Raw genomic sequence first — 21,416 nt, 5'->3', positions numbered from 1 at the left:
AGATTTGCGCCAAAATGTTACAGAGCCGCGATTGACGCGGGCTGTAGGACAATTCATCAGTTCACGCAAGTCGTTGAGAACAATGGCATTCCGCTATAGCGTTACCGTGCGACCCACCTGTGGCACGAAACCGCGCACCAAAAACACACACAAAAAGTACGTGACGCTCCATAAAAGGGCTGATAAGGACCGTTTGCCCGGTTAACCCTTCCAACACCCGGCCAAAGCTGGCACCATCGCGCCCTTTTTTACGCGAAGCCTGTGGATTTATCGGGTTCAAACGTCTGTAGGTTGTTGATAGCGCGACACGCTGCTGTGCCGATGCGACACCTTGCCGCAGACCACCCGTTAACCGTTCGCAGCGCTGTTGGCTGCCATCCGAACGCTATGCTAGCTTGGCGCCTCGCCAGGAAGGCGGCCCAACAGCAAGAATGCACTGAACACAATGAGGACCGCACATGGCTGAGGCCGCGCCCGCGCTTGAAATCCGCAACTTGCATAAACGCTATGGTGAGCTGGAGGTACTCAAAGGTATCTCGCTGACCGCCCGCGACGGTGACGTGATCTCGATCCTGGGTTCCTCCGGTTCCGGCAAGTCCACCTTTTTGCGCTGCATCAACCTGCTGGAAAACCCCCATCAGGGCCAGATCCTGGTGGCCGGTGAAGAACTCAAGCTCAAGGCCGCGAAAAACGGCGAGTTGATGGCCGCCGACGGCAAACAGATCAACCGCCTGCGCAGCGAAATCGGTTTTGTGTTTCAAAACTTTAACCTGTGGCCGCACATGAGCATCCTCGACAACATCATCGAGGCGCCCCGCCGTGTGCTCGGCCAGAGCAAGGCCGAGGCGATCGAAGTAGCCGAAGCCTTGCTGGCCAAGGTCGGCATCAGCGACAAGCGCCACGCCTACCCGGCGCAACTGTCCGGCGGCCAGCAACAACGCGCGGCGATTGCGCGCACCCTGGCGATGCAGCCCAAGGTCATCCTGTTCGACGAGCCAACATCGGCGCTTGACCCGGAAATGGTCCAGGAAGTACTTAATGTGATCCGCGCACTGGCCGAAGAAGGCCGCACCATGCTGCTGGTCACCCATGAAATGGGCTTTGCCCGTCAGGTTTCCAGTGAAGTGGTGTTCCTGCACCAGGGCTTGGTCGAAGAGCAAGGATCGCCACAGCAGGTGTTTGAAAACCCGCTTTCGGCGCGCTGCAAACAATTCATGTCCAGCAACCGCTAACGGAGCAACATGCATGCAGAACTATAAAAAATTCCTTCTGGCCGCGGCCGTTTCGATGGCGTTCAGCGCCACGGCCATGGCAGAGACCTTGAAAATGGGGATCGAAGCGGCCTACCCGCCCTTCAACAACAAAGACGCCAGCGGCAACGTCGTGGGCTTTGACAAAGACATCGGCGACGCCCTGTGCGCGAAGATGAAAGTCGAGAAATGCGAAGTGTATGTGTCCGACTGGGACGGCATCATCCCGGCCCTGAACGCCAAGAAGTTCGACTTCCTGGTGTCTTCGCTGTCGATCACCGACGAGCGCAAGCAAGCCGTCGACTTCACCGACCCGTACTACTCCAACAAACTGCAGTTCATCGCTCCTAAAGCCACAGCCGACTTCAAGACCGACGCCGGTTACCTGAAGGGCAAGATTATCGGTGCACAGCGCGCGACGCTGGCCGGTACCTACCTGGAAGACAAGCTGCCGGACACCACCGCCAAGCTCTACGACACCCAGGAAAACGCCTACCTCGACCTGACCTCCGGCCGTTTGGACGGGATCCTCGCCGACAAGTACGTGCAGTACGAATGGCTCAAGAGCAAAGACGGTTCGGCCTATGAGTTCAAAGGCGACCCGGTGGTAGAAAGCGACAAGATCGGTATCGCCGTACGCAAGGGCGACCCGCTGCGCGAGCGCCTGAACAAAGCCCTGGCAGAGATCAAGGCAGACGGCACCTACAAGAAGATCAACGACAAGTACTTCCCGTTCAGCATCGAATGATCTGAACGGCCTGACCGGCGCGCTTCTATAAGTAGCGCGCCGGCTTTCAGCAATGCCTGCCGCGATATGAAAACACCATGAATTTCGATCTCTACGGATTCGGCCCGGCGCTTGCCGCTGGCGCGCTGATGACCGTCAAACTGGCGCTCACGGCCCTGTGCCTGGGGCTGGTGCTGGGCCTTGCCGGCGCCTTGGCCAAGACTTCACCGTACAAGCCGTTGCAATGGCTGGGCGGCGCTTACTCGACCATCGTTCGTGGCATTCCCGAGCTGTTGTGGGTGCTGCTGATTTACTTTGGCACCGTCAACCTGATGCGTGCCCTGGGCGAGTTTTTTGGTAACCCCGACCTTTCTCTCAGTGCCTTTGCCGCCGGGGTTATCGCCCTGGGCCTGTGCTTTGGTGCCTACGCCACGGAAGTGTTTCGCGGTGCGATTCTCGCCATTCCCAAAGGCCACCGCGAAGCCGGTGTGGCGCTGGGCCTGTCGAAGGTGCGGATTTTCACCCGCTTGATCATGCCGCAGATGTGGCGCATCGCCCTGCCGGGCCTGGGCAACCTGTTCATGATCCTGATGAAAGACACCGCGCTGGTGTCGGTGATCGGCCTGGAAGAAATCATGCGTCACGCGCAGATCGGTGTGACCGTGACCAAGCAGCCGTTCACCTTCTTTATGGTCGCGGCCTTTATGTACCTGGGCCTCACCGTGCTGGCCATGACCGGCATGCACTTCCTGGAAAAACGCGCCGCCCGCGGCTTTGCAAGGAGCACCCAATGAGCGGTGACTACAGCTGGCTGTCGCACTTCGACCTGGGCCTGAACTGGGCCGTGATCATCAAGTGGCTGCCCAAACTGGCCCAAGGCGCAACCCTGACCCTGGAACTGGTGGCCATCGCCGTGATCGCCGGTTTGCTGCTGGCGATTCCACTGGGTATCGCACGCTCCTCGCGCCGCTGGTACGTGAGCGCCCTGCCCTACGCCTACATTTTCTTCTTCCGTGGCACGCCGCTGCTGGTGCAGTTGTTCCTGGTTTATTACGGCCTGGCGCAGTTCGATGCCGTGCGTGAGAGCTTCATGTGGCCGTACCTGCGCGACCCATTCTGGTGTGCCACGGCCACCATGACCTTGCACACCGCGGCCTATATCGCCGAGATCCTGCGCGGCGCTATCCAGGCCATCCCGCCGGGTGAGATCGAAGCGGCGCGCGCCCTGGGCATGTCCAAGCCCAAGACGCTGTTCTACATCATCCTGCCGCGTGCCTCGCGCATCGGCTTGCCGGCGTACAGCAACGAAGTGATCCTGATGCTCAAGGCCAGCGCCCTGGCCAGCACCGTCACCCTGCTGGAACTGACCGGCATGGCGCGCACCATCATCGCCCGCACCTACCTGCCGGTGGAGATCTTCTTCGCTGCCGGGCTGTTCTACCTGCTGATGGCCTACATCCTGGTGCGCGGCTTCAAACTGCTCGAACGCTGGTTGCGCGTCGATGCTTGCCAGGGACGTTGAAGCACGCTTCGCGGCGCTGGATGCGTTTTTAATCGAGCACCAAGGGCTGTGGCGACCACGGCCCTTTGCGCACCGGCACCTACCCTGGGAACACCAGCACCCCGAGCTGGCCCAGTGGCTGCGCCAGCGCTCGCTGGCCGATGCCGAAGCCTGTCACAACCACCCGTATGACCTGCCGGCACCCGCGCCTTTTCCACAGCTGGCTTTTCAAGCCGCGCAGCTCAGCGCTGTGGGCAAGTTGCCCGAACACGCGCAGGAGCCTGCCCGCCATCGCCTGAACGTGGATGTGCCCGGGCGCAAATGGCAGCAAATCGAGGCATTCGGCGCCGCACTGAATTTTGCCGCAACACCCCAGCATTGGCTGGATTGGTGCGCCGGCAAAGGCCACCTCGGCCGCCGCTTGCTGCAACCCGGCCAACAACTGACCTGCCTTGAATACGACCCGGCGCTGATCGCCTCGGGCCAGGCCTTGAGCGACCATCACGGCCTGGCCGTGACCCATCGCCTGCAAGACGTGATGGCCGATGTGGCGCTCAACGCCGAGCACACGCCCGTCGCCTTACATGCCTGCGGCGACCTGCATGTGCGACTGTTGCACGTGGCCAGTGCCGCGGGCTGCAAACAGCTCGCGCTGGCACCTTGCTGCTATAACCGCATCGGTGCCGAACGCTACCAAGCCTTGTCGACCGCCGGGCGCGCCTCGCAACTACAGCTTTCGGTCGATGACCTGGGGTTACCGCTGAGCGAAACCGTCACCGCCGGCAATCGCGTGCGCCAGCAACGGGACACATCCATGGCCCGGCGCCTGGGGTTCGATCAGTTGCAACGCCAACTGCGTGGCTGCGATGAGTACCTGCCCACGCCGTCCCTGCCCGCCGGTTGGCTGGATAAACCCTTCGCTGACTACTGCCAGGAACTGGCGCGTCTCAAGGATTTATCCACAAGTGAACAGGATTGGGCGGCACTGGAGGCACACGGTTGGCGGCGCTTGGCCGAGGTGCGCAACCTGGAGTTGGTCAGAGGATTGTTTCGGCGGCCGCTGGAACTGTGGCTGGTCTTGGATCGGGCGTTGTTCTTGAAAGAACAAGGCTACAAGGTTGAGATAGGCACTTTCTGCGAACCCACGCTAACGCCGCGCAACTTGATGCTGCTGGCCGAGCGCGATTAAGGGGCGAAACTTCCTACACGCGCCCTGTGGATAACTCTGTTGATGAATTCTTTACAAAGGCTGTAGCTATCAGCGCTACAGACCAAAACCCACCCTGGTCATTTTTTGTTCACAAAATAAAACGCACACAAAACAGGCAGTTGCAGCGTGTTGAGAACGGCTCCACAAAATGGCTGTTTCGTGACAGGCGCAACCAACCGATTGTGCATAAGCATTTAGCGCTAAGGGCATAAAGCGCGATTTATGCGGTTCTTTTCGGGGCTTTCAGCACGCGGCAAATCTCGTTGATATCGTCGCCAGCCAGCCGCTTTGTGGCGTTGTCCAACGGGTCGGCCGCAAACGCCAGCGCTTCGTTGATCGCCATATCGCGATGCACCTCCAGCGGCGCTTTGCCCAGCCGTTGCTTGAACGCCTCCAGCATGTCCAGGCTAAAGGCGTTGCTCTCATCCACTTGGTTGACCACCACATGCACCACCGGCGGGCGCTCACCCTCCAGGTGCGGCGCGAGCAATCCATCCAGATGATCAAGGGTGCCCAGGCAGGCGGCATCCGCCTGGGCAATAACCAGCACCACATCGGCGACGCTGAGCGCTTGATGGAAGTAGACGTTGTTACCGGCGGGCGTATCAATGATCACCGTCTGCCGCTCGCTCAAACCCAGGGCTGCCAGGCGCTGCGCCAACCAGCTGGGTTCGTGCTTGAGCCAGCGCTCAAGGCTCTCCTGCTGCTCGATGTCGATATCGCCAAAGGTTATGACCTGGCAACCGGCAAAGCCAAGCTGCTGCAACGGGCTCCACTGCCCATGCTCCAAGCTGGTACGGCCGATACCCGGCAAGGTGCCACTGACGCCAAAGTGATGGTGCAAGGCATTTTGCGGGTCCAGATCCAGCGCCACCACTGACTCGCCATGGCGCTGCAAACCGCTGCTCAACGCCGTGGCCAGGGTGCTGCGACCCACGCCGCCATTGATCGACACCAACGCCACCACTTTGGGGCGCAGCGCTGCAAGATGAGTCGATTGGGGAAGGGTATTTTCGTTTGCGGGCACGCTGCCAAAAAAGTGCATGCGTGCATTGATGCCATCGGCATCGTGGCTGACGTTCTTGCCGAACAACGTCAACAGCTCTTCGCTAAGGCTCATGGACAGCTCCTCACGACGCAGCTAAAGACGTGAAGGTCGGCAAGCAGGCACTTACCGCAGGTCTTATTATGGGCGTCTTAGTGAAGCATTCTGTGACAGACACGGGGAAGTGTCATTATTTTGCTGTTTTAACTGATCATTTTTTAGACAAGCGGTAAATGGTCAATTTAATGACCATTACTCGATAAATGCATGCGAACGCTCAGCGCCCGGCATAACGCACTCACATCCTGGGAACCGCCGCTGTTCAACGCAGGGTCAAACGGGTCGCGCCCATAGGCCTGCGCCTCACTGAACGAAACGTCACGCTGGACGGTGCCGAGTACGGCATCGCCCAGACGCAGCTTGAACACTCCGGCCATGTCCTCGCTAAAAGACTGGCCAGCGTCGACCTGGTTGATCACGTAAAACCGCTGGGGTGGCGCCTCCCCCGCAAGGTACGGCGCAAGCACCTCGTCCATCTTGGCCAAACGGCGAAACGAAGCGGCATCCGGCTGCACCACCACCAGCACCACATCGGCCACCGACAGCGCCTGGCTCAGGTACACCGTATTACCCGCCGGCACATCGATCACCACCGTGTCACTCGCACTGAGCCCCAACCCAGCCAGGCGCTTGGCGAGAAATGCCTGGTCCTGGCCGAGCCAGCGATTAAGGCTTTGCTGCTGCACAGCATCGGTCTCGCCAAAGGTGACCAGGCGGCAGCCGGCAAACCCGCGTTTAGGCAACGCCTGCCAAGTTTGATTAAGCAGGCTGGTAGCGCCCAGGCCGGGCACATCAAAGCCTGGGCACAAGTGATGACGCAGCGCATTTTGCGGGTCCAGCTCCAACGCCAGCGCCGGATGGCCCTGGCGCTGCAAACCACTGGCAAGCGCGGCCGCCAACGTGCTGCGCCCCACACCGCCGGTGGCGGAAACCACCACCACGACCTTGGGCGCCACCGCATCCGTATACACCACGCCACGCGGCCCCTCTACCGCCTCATGGCGATAGGGCGCAGCGCCCTGATTCAGCTGATGCAGCAACTGCTGAAAAGGCACCGCCACCTGCGACTCTCGCAAAGAAGGCTCAGCCAGCGCGGTATATAGCTTGGTGATGTGATCTGCACGCCCCACTGGCTGCTCCTCCCTGTTGGGCCAATGAATAACTGGGCCGCATTGTGTGATATCACAGTGATGGTGTCAGTATTCTGGTGTTTGTATCCAAAACCTTTCAGATGAGCGGCATGGCGCCATTTTTATGGCTCTGCTTTCGCCAGGAGATATACATTTATAAAACAACGCACTAGACGATCACTGTGTGTTTTTTAACCAATTCAAGCTCGCCGTTCGTATCAACACGTACACAGATCCCCACGCCATACACAACGAAACAAAACCCGCCCTGCGCGACACAGCCCGGATACCTGCCCGGCATTCAATGGCCTCACCCCACCATTGCACCTGCGAGGCCACCACCATGAACACCAACAACTGGAAAACCCTAATCGCCGCCAGCCTGCTTGGCTTGACCTTCACCGCCCATGCCGAGGCAAGCCATAAGCCGGATATTCAGCGCGTACTGTCGACCACCGAAGACACCCGCTCGGGATGCGGCGTGGTGAACGCGCGCATGACGTATCTGGACGCCAAAGGCGAGTCGCAGGTGTTGGCGTACATGAAATTTACGGACCAGTGTGGCGACGGCAATTGAGTCGGATTTGAGGCTGTCGAGGGTAGGAAAAAGCAGCAAGCGTAAAAAAACCTTGGTATCTGCAAAAATAGTCAGAATTCAGGGGTTTACAGAAGCTTGGCAATCGCTATAATCGTCGCCCTAACACGCCGGTATAGCTCAGTTGGTAGAGCAACTGACTTGTAATCAGTAGGTCCCGGGTTCGACTCCTGGTGCCGGCACCACATTAGGCTCCATTGCATTCCACCGAATGCTCTGGAAGCCCCGAGAACCCGCCCTTTGGCGGGTTTTTTCGTTCCAGGACCCTCTGTCGGGATCCAACAAAATCCCCCTTCCCCAAGGGTATGTTAGGGGTACTGCGATTTCCCGGTCAGGAGCGCGTACCCCTATGCCACGTCTAGCGATCCCCCTCAGCGACCTGCAATGCCGCACGGCCAAAACCCGCGAACGCGCCTACAAACTGTTCGACGGCGGAGGCATGTACCTTTTCGTCAAACCCAATGGCGTGAAGACTTGGCGCTTGAAGTACACCAAGCCCAACGGCAAGGAAGGTACGCTCATCATCGGCAATTACCCCATCGTTACCCTTTCCGTCGCACGACGTAAGCGAGACGAAGCCAAGGCGTTGCTGCTCGACAACCTCGACCCAATGGAAGAAAAGAAGAAGGCCAAGATCGTAGCCCAGCGGGCGGCACTGCTTTTCGAAACCGTTGCTCTGGAGTGGCACGCCGACATGTCCCGTCGCTGGACCGAAGGACACGCAAAAACCGTGATGAGCCGACTGCGTACCCACGTCTTCCCGCTGATCGGCCAACGGCCCATCGCCGAACTCGATACCCACGACCTGCTAGAGATCACCCAGCGCATCAAGGAACGCGGCACCATGGATGTGGCGTTAAGGGTACAGAACTACTTATCCACCATCATGCGCGGGGCCAAAAGGGCTCGGCAGATCACCACGAATCCTGCACTGGATCTGGCAGGCTCGATTCACGCGCCGCGCACAGTCCATCGCCCCGCCCTATCCCTCAACCGCCTACCCGAACTGCTACAACGCATCGACAACTACAACGGCCGCGAACTGACGCGCCTCGCCGTGCTGTTGACGTTGCATGTATTCGTCCGCTCCAGCGAACTACGCTTCGCTCGATGGAGTGAGTTCGACTTCCAACGTGCCATGTGGGAAATCCCCGATACGCGCGCACCGATTGAAGGGGTACGCAACTCCACACGCGGGACCAAGATGAACGGCAACATTCAAATGGTTCCGCTATCGCCGCAGGTCATCGAAATACTGGAGCGTCTGCGCAGCCTCAGTCGCTTTTCAGAGTTAGTGCTACCGGGCGACCACAAGTACTGGAAGCCCATGTCCGAGAACACGGTGAACACCATGCTCCGCAACGTCGGCTATGACACCAGCAAGGATGTGTGCGGCCACGGCTTCAGGACCATGGCCTGTAGCGCCCTGCTTGAGTCCGGGTTATGGACCGACGCAGCCATCGAAAGACAAATGAGCCACAAGGAACGCAACCGTGTGCGCGCCGCGTATATCCACAAGGCCGAATTCCTCGAACAGCGCAGGCTGATCATGGCGTGGTGGAGCAACTACATCGACGCCAACCGCCATGGGCATGTGACACCCCACGAATTCGCTCACCCGGTCGGCGACAACATTACCGCCCTACAAAATAGCCGCGGCGCATCCAAACGTGGGTAAGCCAATAAGATCACCGCAGTCGGCCCTTCCACGCGGGTCCATCCAAGCGGGGCTGCAAAGCCGCCCTGCTTGGATGGACCTCATTTAAAAAATCTAAAGCCCACGCGAATTGTCTGTGGAAAACCATAGATTTCCACCGGTGGATAATTTCATCCACAGCCACAGAACTCCCAAAAATCCGAGCCTTGACCCGAATTATCCACAGGCGTAGAAAAGATCGGGCAAAGCGCTGTCGTTGACAGCAACCCAGGTAGCCAGAACCTTTAAGGCTACGTCACACCGTGGTGGTTCACCCAAAGTGCGATTAGCGTCCGGCGGCTCGCACGGTCACAGCGATGTGATGGATGCCTACTTTTACCAGTGTGCGCACTGCGGCAACTTCCCCCTTTCATAGCTGCCCTGCAGCAACCTATCCGCTTGGCCATTTCATTGCGCCAACCTGCGCCCGTCTCTTTCTCCCGGAAAGAGACGGGCGCTCCTACCGCTGCTGCAGCCCAACTCGTACAAGGCTTTGCGGCATTCCCCTTCGTGACAATCGACGTGACAAACACCGAAGTCACCAGCAACAGCGATGTCGATGTCGATGATGGTGCCGCAGCCCACGGAATGGACTGCACCTGACTGACAGTCAGGCAAGCCCCGGTCATCGCATCATTGCCTTCACCCGACTCAGGATCTCGCGGCACCGGTCTCGTCAGCCAGTGCGGCCTCCACCCGCCCACTTCTTCGGAAGTGTTCAGGAGGCCAGATCATGAGATGCCCAAGCTCCCGGTCGTAAAGAGCCGCCAGTTCCGCGTTAGCGGACAACCCTCACAGGTCGCAGGGGCCTTGATCCCTGATAACACTCAACATTTGTGGCGGGATGACGTGGGGAAAGACTTTGAACGGCTTGGCTTCGAGAGGAGTTTGATCATGGCGTTAGTCGGTAGACGGGATGGGCGCAATTTTGGCTATGGTCGGCAGCTGAGCTATGCCGGGCCGCAAGCGCTAAAAGATCTGTTTGGCGGCGGGCATTACGGGACCGTCAAAGCGCACAGCGATCGTTGGCAGGCGTTCGTGCGCTGGTGTCGGTCGGAGGACGGCCCGGGATTTAATGACGCACGGCAGATTGATCGACAGACCTTGCTGGATTACGTGGCGCATCTGCGTCACTTGGTCGAGCTCGGCGACCTCTCCATCGCCACTGCACAGAATCGACTGTCCAGCGTCAACCGAACCATGGCTGCGCTTCGCGGTGATCAATATGTGAAAGTGCCGAGACCGAGCAAGGTGTTGGAAATGCAGCGCATCACCGTGCGCACGACAAATCCTCAAGGCCAAGATCACGAACACGTGATGCGCATCGTCGACGCACTCCGCGAACAGCATCCGCGTGCCGCCACCATCACACAATTGGCACGTGCCACTGGCATGCGTCTGCGCGAAGCGATTCTGGCCGACCTACCGCGACTCAAGCGTGAAGCCGAACACTACGACAAGATCAACATCCAGGACGGCACCAAAGGTGGCCGCGGCGGCGCATTCGCGCCTCGTTGGATCACGGTGGATGACCATATTCGCGAAGCGCTCAGGTGCGCCGAACAGGTCTCTCCCGACGGTAGCCGCAACCTGCTGGCACCGAACGAGAGCTACCTCGATTTCCAGCGGGAAATCGTCCGACCCGCCCGAGATATCCTCCATACGCACAACCTCAAAGGCTTCCACGAACTGCGCGCGGCTTATGCGTGCGAACGCTATGAGCAAATCACCCATCACTTAGCACCCATCAACGGTGGCAGGTGCAGGCGTCTCGATCCACACCTTGATCGAGAGGCACGCTTACAAATCAGCTATGAGCTGGGACACGGTCGTATCGACGTGGTATCGGCGTACATCGGTGGTCGGGTATGAATAAACCATTCGATATGGAGATCTTCTTGGCTGGGGTGCTGACTGGAGCACATGCCACACGCGAACGTCACATCCGCCAAGCCAAGACTATTCAAGCAGCCATTACTGAACGCTGGAACCGAGATAATCCATGGACATGGCAAAGAAAACACCTCGTTTGGTTTCTAAACCGTCACGTGAACCAGCACGCTGAATCGACGCGCTATTACTATCTACGGACCGTGCATTTGCTCACTCTTCGCTTAGGAAAATCCTGGCAATTCAACCTTTAGGCGAAGGTCAACAACCAAAAGATGTCATTCGGATGTGTCAACAAATTCGAGAGCGATTCAAATTACTCCATTTCAACCAAGGGTGATCGACCATTTTGTTTACATATGCTGGCGTGATATTCTCGCCGACGGCGGGCTGTGTGGACGGCGATTTGGAGACATTGAGCTGACAGATTCTAGATTGCTAGAACAAGGGGGTTCGACTCCTCCCTCGCCAACCCAATGAAGGTCTGAACCGTGTCTTACCACGTCGAATTAGGTTGGAAAATTTTCTCCAACCTTTCCCCACAAGGGGATGAAAAAACTAAGCTGTCGAGCCCACTTTTCAATGTTAAAGGGGCAAACTCTTTTTTGCGTACGCTTGGAGGCAATCCACGCGCACCTTACGCGCCAATAACAGTTGAGCCGACAAAAAATTTCCATCACGCATTACGGTCGTCGAAGAGTGAATTAGGTGTTGAAGGAAAGCAACTTTCTTTTACGATTTTTTTTGATCAAATACAACAGCGCCTTCAAGTAACAGTGGGCCTCAGAAGATACTTATCTTGCATATGCGCCTCAGTAAGAGTTCAGACATTTAGTGTCGATAGTCTCGCCGCCATTGTCGACCTGCAAGATCTTAAATCCCATAAAGGATTGTTTAGATTCGTTTGTGAAATTCTTGCCATCACTACTTCAGGCACTATTAGCACAAAGAAGCTTTCCGAGCTTCCTAAGATCTTTCCAGTCATCCAGATTATGAATCTAGGAACCCAGACGGAAGATACATCGCATCGCCTGGTGGAAATCCTAACGCGTCATACTATCGAAGAGCGAGATATAGTAGATTCGGTCATCCAAAAAAACAAAACGCATCAAATCGATAAAACCTTGGTGCTAATAGATAGGCAAGGAATTCTTTCCTATTTACCACCTAACTGCAGCACTAATCAGGTTGAAGGAAATCTTCAACGCTTTAAGAACGCCTCTTCTTTGATGGAATTTGCAAACGCAATCAAACGAGATGTTAAGTCCGGCTTTATTTCCAGCGACCTTATTAGCAGAATTATCAATGATGCAAAATATTTTTTGCCAGATAGTATTTCTGCTCAGAGGATGTGGGGGCTATTGATGAGTGAATTTAGTATGCAGTATGAGTTTGAGCAGCGGAGTGAATTAAGCATGATTTCAACCACCCGCAACATCCTAGTTGTTACAGTAACCGATATAGAAACTACTGCGATCCTGAACGCTTTCAATGAAAAGACAGGTCACTCAGCCACAATACATCCAGTTGATGGGCATCCTTATCATTGCTTAGGTAAAGTTGGGGGGTTTAACATTTTTCTATCTAGAAGTGAAATGGGGGCCTCTGGCATGGGCGGGTCTCAAGCAACTGTATCGCGCAGCATTAAAGCATTATCACCAGAATTCGTTATTATGGTCGGGATCGCATTTGGTATCGATAAAGAAAAACAGACAATCGGTCAAATTTTAGTTTCGAAGCAACTATATCTATATGAACTACAACGCATCAGCAAAGACAACTCTATTGCGCTGCGTGGAGATAAGCCTTCTTCATCAACAAAGCTGTTAAGTTGGGTAAATGCTGCGAAAGAAAGCTGGGGCGGGGCGAAAGTTGAGCCAGGGCTAATACTTAGCGGTGAGAAGCTTATAGATAATACTGATTATAGAAATCAACTTCAATCACTAGTCCCCGAAGCGATCGGAGGGGAAATGGAGGGGACAGGTCTCTATGTGGCCTGTCAAAGTGAAAAGGTTGATTGGATCCTAATTAAGGCTGTGTGCGACTGGGCTGATGGTAATAAAGGAAGGAATAAACGAGCGAAGCAAGAAGAAGCTGCAAAGTCGGCTAGTGCGTTTACTGCTCATTTGATTAGTGTAATGAAACCTTAAATCAGCTACGATTTTAGATCGGATGTAATTGGCTGCGGCGCTGTCAATTGACTTTGGCATGCTTGAGAAGTCCACACCGAGGTAAAAGCTTGCTTCAAGCTCAGCAATGCTAAGTTGTTACCACTACGTTAAGAGCTTTAGGCGGCTAGAGGATAGGGCAAAATGGAGGCTGCTATAAGCCGTTAAGAGTCTTGCAAGCGAATGGCTTTTCCCGACTTCAGCGGCCCACGAGCGGTGTGGAGTCGGGATGGAAGGGGTTCAAATCCCTATCTTAAGTGAACAATATCTAACCTCGATCGACCCAAAGCTACTTGTCGAAGAGCTAGCATAACAAAATCTGCCAGCCCCTTGTCTGGCTTTGACAGCAGTGCGCTAATTGAAATAGAAATCGCTGTTCAAGAATCGTTCTTTGTTTTCTCGCGCAACTTCTTCGATTTTGCTTCGAACCTCCTTGGTGTAAGCGTTCCATCTGGCGGGGTTGTAGCGTTGAATTGCTTTCAATACATACCACTGCGCCTGATTTAATTTGTCCTCAGCAGTACTAGTTCTTGCTTTTTTTAGAAGCTCATAATATTTATGGTAATCTTCTTTGCCGTTTGAAACCTCAAAAATCATAGACTTTGAATAATCGATAATTTCAAGCAGACTTTTTATTTCTTGCTTGCATCTTATTCTCCATATCTCATCTAATCCTTCTAGTTCCCGTTGGTGATAAGCGACAATTTCTTGTTCGTTTATTTCTTCAAACCACATTTTGTGGTTATATTCTGGAAGGCCAGCTATCTGTTTTTTGTCAGTATGCTGGAGATTGAGTCCTAGGATGCTTTTGGTCATGATTTCTTTCAATGCAGCATCCGCTGCTGGGGGATGATCCCCATTGATCACACTGTTGATTCTCTTCGTTATCTCTAATGCCGTTATATCACCATCATGAATTGCGACAATTGAAAATGCAGGTATCCTAAAATTGCTCTGCAGTTCATCCCCGTACTTCAAGAACCCGTAAAGGCTTGATAAAAGGTTCTTCCAAGCGCCTACTACCATGAACTTACATGCTGGTTTTGATTCGATTGTATGGATAATACTCTCGATGACCCCCTTGGCTACGGGATCCTCAACTACAACGTAAATCGCGGGTATAAATTTTCTTAGAAATGAACCAGACCGTGTTCCAGTTTTGACCCCTTGAATACCTATGCCGCTATTGAACGGTATTGGATCTGATTCGTTCATAAGCTACCCCTTTAGCATGAGTGTTGTTGGATGCTACATTGATCAGTTCGGCCATGGCAATTTTGATTATGTGAATTTTATGGCTTTACGCTATAAGTCCATATCGGTTGCTGCACTTTAATTCTTTTTGGAGGAAAGGGGGCGTGAACCATTTTACTAATTATCCGACAATCGAGTCACTCCCCCGCGCTTTGGAGACGCTCATCCGTTTAGAAAATCTTCTTTGCTCAGTGTACAAGCGAGACATCGATACCTCTGAACACGTCGCCTGGATGGAAATAGCATGTAAATAGGCTTTGTAGCGCTAACCATCGCACCTCAACATTTATCTTGCCCGGCCGGCGAAGCTCAGGCGCTCTTTTACTCAGCAGTGGCCAAAGCGGCCATCCCTGAGTTTGCGTGGTCTGGATTCTCCTGCATCGGGAGTGGCTTCTTCTACTTTAAGGGTATGGACATCACCGCACTGTGAAGGTAAAAGTAATGGCAAAATGCCAATAATAGGGATGTCGTCGCATGAATTCTGTCAAGGAAATCGTTGAATGGGCCGTCACGGGCCTTTCCGACTGGGAGGCCGACTTAGTCCGACGTCTTTTGGAAAATGGGACACTAACGGAAGACTCCACAAAACAGGTGATTGACAACGTCATCGCAAGCTTTGGGATTAATGAAGGTGGAGAGCAGAAAAAATGCACTGCCCCATTTTTTAAGAGCGAAACCGTAGACGATCTGCCGTCATCTGACCCAATCAAACTATGCAGCGTACATGCCGTAGAAAATGTCAACGCAATCTATAATGGATCGACACTACCGTTTAGTCATAGCGGTATCACTTTAATCTATGGTGAAAATGGCTCTGGAAAATCTGGATATACAAGGCTTTTAAAAAATGCTTGCTTCGCCAAACATGTCGAGCCAGAAATTTTATCGAACGTCTATAAAAACCAGAAAGGCCCGCAGGGCGCGAAAATTTCTTTTCTAAAGAACGGCGAACGATTGGTTTGGGATTGGTCCCCCGGAAAAACTTTGACAGATCTTTCGGTTATAAACGTATATGACTCTGACTCTGGAAAAATACTCTTAGAAAAAAACAACCAAGTCACTTACAAACCAAAAGGGGTAGAGATATTTGATGAGGTAGCTACTATAACTGAGGAGATTAAGAGGATAGTTTCTGGAAAACTCAAGGTAGCTAAACTCCCCGAGATTTCCGAAATTGAGCACTCACCTCTCCTTCATGGTTGGCTGAAAGCAATCTCTGACAAGACAACACCTCAAAGTATAAGAACAAAGCTTTCATGGGCCGATGAAAATCAGATTGAATTAGACGGCCTGGTAGTTGCTATTCAAGAAAATGAAAACGGTACTAGCACAAAGAAACTTGAGAAAATCACTACCTTGATCGAAACCCGAATCCCTAGGGTGATTTTGAAACTCAAGAGCTGTCTAGCTGTACTTAGTAGTCAAAAGGTTAGGGAAATCTCTGAGTTAGAGAGCGCTGTGGCTACCTCGAAACAAGCGTACGATTTAGCTATCGCGAAATTGGAAATAGCAGAGCCGTTGGACGGTGTGCATACCGAAGCATGGAAATTACTCTTCAACGCCGCAAAAGAGTTTTCAGAGAGCCATGCCTATGTTGGCAAAGACTTCCCCAACATTGATGATGGTGCCCTGTGCGTACTGTGTATGCAGCCCCTAGAACATGAGGCCGAAGAAAGGTTGTCGCGATTTGAATCATACATCATCGATAAAAGCAAAACGATATACGAAAAAAAGCTGGAAAATCTTCAAGCGGTTAAAAAGGCAATTAAAGATCTTGTTGTGCCGGATCAAGAATCCTACGAACCACTTTGTAATGACCTGATAGAGATTCTTGGCAATGATCATAAGGTGCGCTCGATATTCAAAATCATAAAATCAAGAAAAGATTATTTTGAACTGCCCGACGATCAAAATCACACATACCCCTCCGATCTAGTAGATGCTGATTTTCTGGCACAGACGTTGATGAAACTACTGGAACAGAAAAAGCAAGATCTGTTGCAAACGATTACCCCGGAAATACATAAAAATAATGTCACCCGACGCACTGAGCTTCAGCTCAACCACAACCTAAACAAATCTCAAGATTTAATTATCGAATATCAGCAATCGCTTGTTTTCAACAAAAAAGTCTCCGATGCATTAAACGCAATAAGAAGCACAAAGCAGAAATTCTCCACCAAGGCCAAGGCTATAATCTCACAGCTGGTCACCCCAGACTTTATTGAAAACTTCAAGGCTGAATTAGAGTTTATGGGGGTTTCCCTTGACGTAAAAATCTCCCCCGTCGTGCGTGACTCCGATACCTCTCATAGTTTTTCCATAGCAACCAAGCGCCCTGGAAAAATTCTTAGTGAGGGGGAACAAAAAGTAATTTCGTTATCCGCATTCTTAGCGGAAATTAAAACTTTTAGAAACGACGCGCCAATAATATTGGATGACCCGGTCAGCTCCTTGGATCATATATACCGGGAGAAAATCGCGGAGCGGCTAGCCAAAGAGGCGCTAACTCGACAGGTCATTACATTTACACACGACCTTTCGCTGATTATGGAAATCGAGGGAAAGTGCGATGATATCGCTCTTAGCCTCGGAAAAGGACCCGCGCGCTCTACCTTTACCATACGAAGAAATGGTACGGATTCAGGCATTTGCTACAGCAAAGCTCCTTGGCGCGGCATGAGTACAGCTCAACGTGCACAACACCTAGATGAAGATGTTCACACCATTAAGGTTTTATACGATAGTGATGTTGACAATTACAACCAGCGTGCGGCTCTGCTCTACTGTTTGCTACGGGAAGCGTGGGAATCGCTAATCGAGCAGGATCTATTTTGCCAGATCGTAACACGCGGCCGAAATAGTGTTCAAACACTTAGACTGGATCAGCTTAGCATTGAACCCACAGATGCAAATATCATCACCCAACAAATGACCAAGGCCAGTAACTGGATGTTCGGTCACGACAAATCTAGAGCATTAACAGAAAACCGGCCCGCTCCTGCGGAGGTTCTTGAAGACATTGCCAAGCTTAGAGCGTTCTCGAAAGAAGTTATTGCACGACGGAAACCTGCAGAGAAAGAGTTCGGCGATCAATTTAAACCACCCATGTGCGAGGTCGGCTGATAGCGTTAGTTCTACAACGCATTGAATCCCATCCAGGATTCAATGCGAGCAGCTTTAAGAGGCGCTAACGATTGCTTATAGCAGCACATACCTCTACCGGCTAGATTTTAGGCAGAACTTCAACAACGGCAATTATACAGATTTTTTCACCTACCTTTTCTAGAAATTTAACCTAGGGGCTTGCCAATAATGAGTACAACCATGGAAGACATCCTCTACGATGAAATGATTACGGATTTTTGCGAAGAAGTGATTATGAAAAACGCCGCCATTGCCCAATGCATCTATATTTTTGTTGAGGGCGACTCTGAGGAGGCAATATTTCAGAGGCTTCTGGAAGACTGTGGTTTGAATTTTAGTTCAGATGGCATATTTATCGCTAACTACAATGGAATCGGCAATCTGAAGCACGCTATTCGGCTATTGCGAAAAACATTAAGTCACGACAGACCAATCATCGTGACCTATGACGATGACTTACCCGGAAAAAAGGCATCTATGAATATTAGCGACACCTTAATCACTACTTTTAAAATCCCACAGACTCCAGTTGTAAATTACTCTGACGGAAGCTCAGGAGGTTCTCTTGAGGAGGCATTTACTCCTGAGAACTTTATGCAGGCTTGTTTTGAGAAAGATGTCATCGCAAATTTCTCACATGACATGCAAGTTTCTTTTCGATCTACATTTAAAATCAAAGAGCCATGGTTTTCCCAACTTGCAAATTTTATAGAACAGAACAACGGCAGAGCCTGTTCGATAAATAAAGTAAGATTAGCCGAACATATGGCAGAGTCATGTGTATCTGTACCCGATACTTTTAAAGCCCTAGCTGAAGCAGCATTAAGCCTGAGAAAAATTCACCCTATAAAGCACCCAAATGATATTGAATTACCATTCAAATAATCATGTAACTTATTTTACTTTACTCTCGAAGAACTTAATTGACCCTGATATTAGACACATGTGACTGGTCGCTTATGCGCCGACTCCTGCCTATTACCCACGGAGAAATAAGGCAACGTTCAAATTCTAGAGGTTTACCATGCCGTATTTTACTCTGGATATTTTACGTGCAGCCCGACAACTTGCTGACACCTTTAAAAGGTCCCTGATTCGATTCCACTGACAACCATAACTAGCTGATTTATTTATAGTTACCGTTTGGGGTACGTCAAATTTTCCACAGTCTTCCAGACCCGCAGAAAACCTAGCCTCCCCGAAACATACCGTTCGTCTGGTGCCGACACGATATCTCGAAGCCCCGCAACGCGGGGCTTTGTGGTTTCTGGGGTTTGGGAAAATCGAAAAAAGTCAGATCACCGTTTTGGCCGAAATGCCCAAAAAGTGTCCACACTTAAAATCTCGGGCTGCTTGCCTCATTCCAAATCTCGATTTCTATGACGCCTTACTCAGCTCAACGTCAGTCCCGCTAGACGTACTCTCCAAACCCACCGGACCACCAAAAGCCACCCTCACCCGCCTCCCAAGCTTTATTCAAAATTATGCCCAGCCAATAATTATGCCCCCCTCATAAAACCAATAATTCCCCCAGCCACCTATCCGAACCACCTCAACTGACCGAAAAAACAACCCATCAATTTTCCCGATTGCTCCCCACCCCTCACCACGCTAACCTCCCCCCGTCGCCACCACCCAGCGACCGGGCCTGAGAACCCGATTTGATGCAGGCGCCAACAGCGCCACGCATTCGTTTTCACAACGATCGTGCTGCTCTCAATCAATATGGGAGTTCCACCAATGACCGCAACAAATCCACCCGCACTCACCACCCTCGGCGTCACCCCTTTCTCCTTTCACTCCGACCAACCTCTGTTCCGCGTCAACAGCGGCGTTTCCCTGCATGAAGCCTTGCACCACGTTTCCGATTTGCTCCATGTCGCCAAGTTGCTCGCAGAGGATGCGGCGATGACGAAGGAGACGGACCGTTATGCCTGGGCGTCGCATTATTTGCAGGAGATGAGCAAGGCGGTGATTGATGATGTGGTGAAGGTGTTGGCGTCGCCCTGCAATGCTGAGCAGTAAGGGGTAAATGGGGTGGCCGGGCGGGCGGTATTGCGGGCAAGCCCGGCTTCCACATTTGAACGGGTCCTTTCAGTTGTGGTGGGCGGGCTTTTCTCGCGGTGGGTTGGGAGGTGGCTGCGGAAATGGGACTGCTGCGCAGTCCAACGCGGGGCAAGCCCGCTCGCCACAGGGTGTGTGTTGTTTGGTGTAATTGAGTTGGCAGGAAGCGCTTTTAGGCGAATTGGCCGCCTTTTTTGCGCAGGTAGATCATCTGCGCAGTCACGCCGATAACCAGCGCCAGTGCGATGCTGCCTTGTGCGCCGAGCAGCACGGGGGATTGCAGGTCTGTCACGAACGGGTGCCCGTCGGGCACGCGGCGCAGTGTTTCGGAGACGGTGGGTACCATCAGGAAAAATGCGGTCAGGCTCAGGAAGATTGTTTCCAGGTATGCGCGTGCGCGGCCCAGCCAGGCTAGGTGCCCTACTGCATATCCGGCCGCGAGCAGGGCAAGGGTGATGACGCCGATGATGTTGCTCACTGGCTGTTTGGCGACCAGGAATACGCTGAAGGCGCCGATCAGCATTGATGCCAGGTAGAACTTGCCGGGTGTTGAGCGGGGCACGATGCGGCCGTGGCGGATGAACATGTAGGCGGCCAGTGGGATGGCGGGCAGGCTGCCGAGGGTGTGGAGCCAGCCGAGGGGGGAGATTCCGAACATGGTGTGTGTCCCGTGTAGGTGGATGATGTGCATAAACGGGCCGCGTGGGAAACTTTTATCGCGATGGCGGCGGCGCGTTATGATCTGGGGATCAGCTTAGTGAAGGCGTGGCCGGGCAGACATGATGAATCCCCTCGATAACTTGATCATTCATCCGGAATTGCAGTTGGAGGGGCTGGCTAAAGGCGACCTGTTGTCGCAGGTGCTGGCGCAGATTCGTCTGACGGGGGATCGGGTGTATTCCTCTGCGTTGGCCGACCAGCAGCCGCTCGAGCTGGATGAAAATAGCGCGCATATCTGCGTGCTCCAGCAAGGCCAGTTGCAATTGGAGGGCGGCGACCAGGCGCCGATGACGCTGCAACAGGGCGATGTGCTGTTGCTGCCTCACGACCCCACGGGCATCAGGGTTACGGCGTGCGATGGGCCGGCCAGTGTGGTGGTGTGTCGGTTCTGGTTCGACGCGAGCAGTTTCCAGGCGATGCTGTTTGCCCTGCCCCGGCTTATTCATATTCGGCAGACCGAAGCCGCGGCCTGGGCCGAAGGGATCCTGCATTTTATGTTGCTTGAGGCCCATGACACGCAGCCGGGCGGGGCGTTGATGATTTCACGCCTGATTGATTTGGTGGTGATTCGCATCCTGCGCACTTGGGTGCAGCAAGGGGCTGCGTCGGGATGGCTGGGCGGGTTATCGGATGCGCGTATCGCGCGGGCGCTTAGGGCTATCCATGCAACGCCGGGCCAGCAGTGGCGCATTGATGCGCTGGCGGAGGTGGCCGGCATGTCGCGTTCCAATTTCTGCGAGCGGTTCAGCGCGTTGGTGGGGCGCTCGCCGTTGCGGTATCAGAATGAATGGCGGCTGACCCTGGCCAAAAGCATGCTCGCCAAGCAGGAAGGTCGCATCGGCGAGGTGGGTTTTGCGATTGGCTATGAATCCGAGGCCGCGTTCAGTCGGGCCTATAAAGCCTTTTTCGGGCGCTCGCCTCGTGATGATAACGCCCGGCAAGCCTAGGCCGGGCGTGCC

General features: G+C 53.4%; 18 protein-coding genes and 1 tRNA gene. 15 read left to right on the top strand and 4 right to left on the bottom strand.

Annotated features, from left to right (window positions below):
* The first annotated feature begins 458 nt into the window (after positions 1–458).
* The 5 genes from K0H48_RS03265 (at position 459) to K0H48_RS03245 (ending at position 4,667) form a co-directional block, all read left to right on the top strand.
* A complete protein-coding gene (locus tag K0H48_RS03265) occupies positions 459–1,232 on the top strand; it encodes an ABC transporter ATP-binding protein (protein ID WP_017138656.1) in 774 nt (257 codons plus the stop codon).
* 13 nt (positions 1,233–1,245) lie between these two features.
* Complete coding sequence (locus tag K0H48_RS03260; protein WP_017138657.1) at positions 1,246–1,998, top strand: ABC transporter substrate-binding protein; 753 nt, start codon at positions 1,246–1,248, stop codon at positions 1,996–1,998.
* Between the two features lie 77 nt (positions 1,999–2,075).
* The gene (locus K0H48_RS03255) at positions 2,076–2,771 is read left to right on the top strand and encodes an ABC transporter permease (protein WP_219266383.1); all 696 of its coding nucleotides are present in this window, start codon (positions 2,076–2,078) and stop codon (positions 2,769–2,771) included.
* Positions 2,772–2,809: 38 nt separating this feature from the next.
* Entirely contained in the window at positions 2,810–3,499 is a 690-nt protein-coding gene (locus K0H48_RS03250; protein ID WP_026013808.1) for an ABC transporter permease, read from the top strand.
* On the top strand, positions 3,480–4,667 hold the full coding sequence (locus K0H48_RS03245) for a methyltransferase (RefSeq protein ID WP_219266382.1): 1,188 nt from the start codon (positions 3,480–3,482) through the stop codon (positions 4,665–4,667). The genes K0H48_RS03250 and K0H48_RS03245 overlap by 20 nt, the downstream gene beginning before the upstream one ends.
* A gap of 241 nt (positions 4,668–4,908) precedes the next feature.
* Here K0H48_RS03245 and bcsQ (K0H48_RS03240) read toward each other — a convergent pair whose 3' ends face one another.
* Positions 4,909–5,808, bottom strand: a complete 900-nt coding sequence (gene bcsQ / locus K0H48_RS03240) for a cellulose biosynthesis protein BcsQ (protein ID WP_219266381.1) — start codon at positions 5,806–5,808, stop codon at positions 4,909–4,911.
* Between the two features lie 167 nt (positions 5,809–5,975).
* Positions 5,976–6,923, bottom strand: coding sequence for a cellulose biosynthesis protein BcsQ (gene bcsQ / locus K0H48_RS03235; RefSeq protein WP_368862084.1), 948 nt, complete (start codon positions 6,921–6,923; stop codon positions 5,976–5,978).
* A 343-nt stretch (positions 6,924–7,266) separates the two neighbouring features.
* Between bcsQ (K0H48_RS03235) and K0H48_RS03230 the strand changes: the two genes are divergently transcribed.
* The 6 genes from K0H48_RS03230 to K0H48_RS30925 all read left to right on the top strand — a co-directional run bounded on the left by K0H48_RS03230 (position 7,267) and on the right by K0H48_RS30925 (position 13,254).
* Positions 7,267–7,500 carry a DUF2790 domain-containing protein gene (locus K0H48_RS03230; RefSeq protein WP_219266380.1) on the top strand — a complete coding sequence of 78 codons (234 nt, stop codon included), beginning with the start codon at positions 7,267–7,269 and terminating at the stop codon, positions 7,498–7,500.
* A 127-nt stretch (positions 7,501–7,627) separates the two neighbouring features.
* A tRNA-Thr gene (locus tag K0H48_RS03225) sits at positions 7,628–7,703 on the top strand.
* Between the two features lie 164 nt (positions 7,704–7,867).
* Positions 7,868–9,196, top strand: a complete 1,329-nt coding sequence (locus tag K0H48_RS03220) for an integrase arm-type DNA-binding domain-containing protein (RefSeq protein WP_219266379.1) — start codon at positions 7,868–7,870, stop codon at positions 9,194–9,196.
* Between the two features lie 912 nt (positions 9,197–10,108).
* A complete protein-coding gene (locus K0H48_RS03215; protein ID WP_219266378.1) occupies positions 10,109–11,086 on the top strand; it encodes an integrase domain-containing protein in 978 nt (325 codons plus the stop codon).
* Positions 11,083–11,358, top strand: coding sequence for a hypothetical protein (locus tag K0H48_RS03210; protein WP_219266377.1), 276 nt, complete (start codon positions 11,083–11,085; stop codon positions 11,356–11,358). Before K0H48_RS03215 ends, K0H48_RS03210 begins: the two co-directional genes overlap by 4 nt.
* 237 nt (positions 11,359–11,595) lie before the next feature.
* On the top strand, positions 11,596–13,254 hold the full coding sequence (locus K0H48_RS30925) for a hypothetical protein (protein WP_219266376.1): 1,659 nt from the start codon (positions 11,596–11,598) through the stop codon (positions 13,252–13,254).
* 372 nt (positions 13,255–13,626) lie between these two features.
* On the opposite strand, the gene K0H48_RS03200 is transcribed toward K0H48_RS30925, so the two are convergent.
* Complete coding sequence (locus K0H48_RS03200; RefSeq protein WP_219266375.1) at positions 13,627–14,487, bottom strand: hypothetical protein; 861 nt, start codon at positions 14,485–14,487, stop codon at positions 13,627–13,629.
* Positions 14,488–15,000: 513 nt separating this feature from the next.
* Here K0H48_RS03200 and K0H48_RS30665 point away from each other — a divergent pair.
* The 3 genes from K0H48_RS30665 (at position 15,001) to K0H48_RS03185 (ending at position 19,698) form a co-directional block, all read left to right on the top strand.
* Positions 15,001–17,652, top strand: coding sequence for an AAA family ATPase (locus K0H48_RS30665; protein ID WP_257626825.1), 2,652 nt, complete (start codon positions 15,001–15,003; stop codon positions 17,650–17,652).
* 201 nt (positions 17,653–17,853) lie between these two features.
* Positions 17,854–18,558, top strand: a complete 705-nt coding sequence (locus K0H48_RS03190) for a TOPRIM nucleotidyl transferase/hydrolase domain-containing protein (RefSeq protein ID WP_219266374.1) — start codon at positions 17,854–17,856, stop codon at positions 18,556–18,558.
* Positions 18,559–19,413: 855 nt separating this feature from the next.
* The gene (locus K0H48_RS03185; protein WP_068931363.1) at positions 19,414–19,698 is read left to right on the top strand and encodes a DUF3077 domain-containing protein; all 285 of its coding nucleotides are present in this window, start codon (positions 19,414–19,416) and stop codon (positions 19,696–19,698) included.
* A 211-nt stretch (positions 19,699–19,909) separates the two neighbouring features.
* Here the strand turns inward: K0H48_RS03185 and K0H48_RS03180 are convergent, their stop codons facing one another.
* Positions 19,910–20,395, bottom strand: coding sequence for a hypothetical protein (locus tag K0H48_RS03180; RefSeq protein WP_200431112.1), 486 nt, complete (start codon positions 20,393–20,395; stop codon positions 19,910–19,912).
* A 121-nt stretch (positions 20,396–20,516) separates the two neighbouring features.
* Between K0H48_RS03180 and K0H48_RS03175 the strand changes: the two genes are divergently transcribed.
* Positions 20,517–21,404, top strand: coding sequence for an AraC family transcriptional regulator (locus tag K0H48_RS03175; RefSeq protein ID WP_219266373.1), 888 nt, complete (start codon positions 20,517–20,519; stop codon positions 21,402–21,404).
* Positions 21,405–21,416: the final 12 nt, after the last annotated feature.

This window comes from Pseudomonas sp. Xaverov 259 (assembly GCF_019352915.1).
Taxonomy (GTDB): Bacteria; Pseudomonadota; Gammaproteobacteria; order Pseudomonadales; family Pseudomonadaceae; genus Aquipseudomonas.
This window is presented reverse-complemented; position numbering and strand designations above follow the sequence as displayed.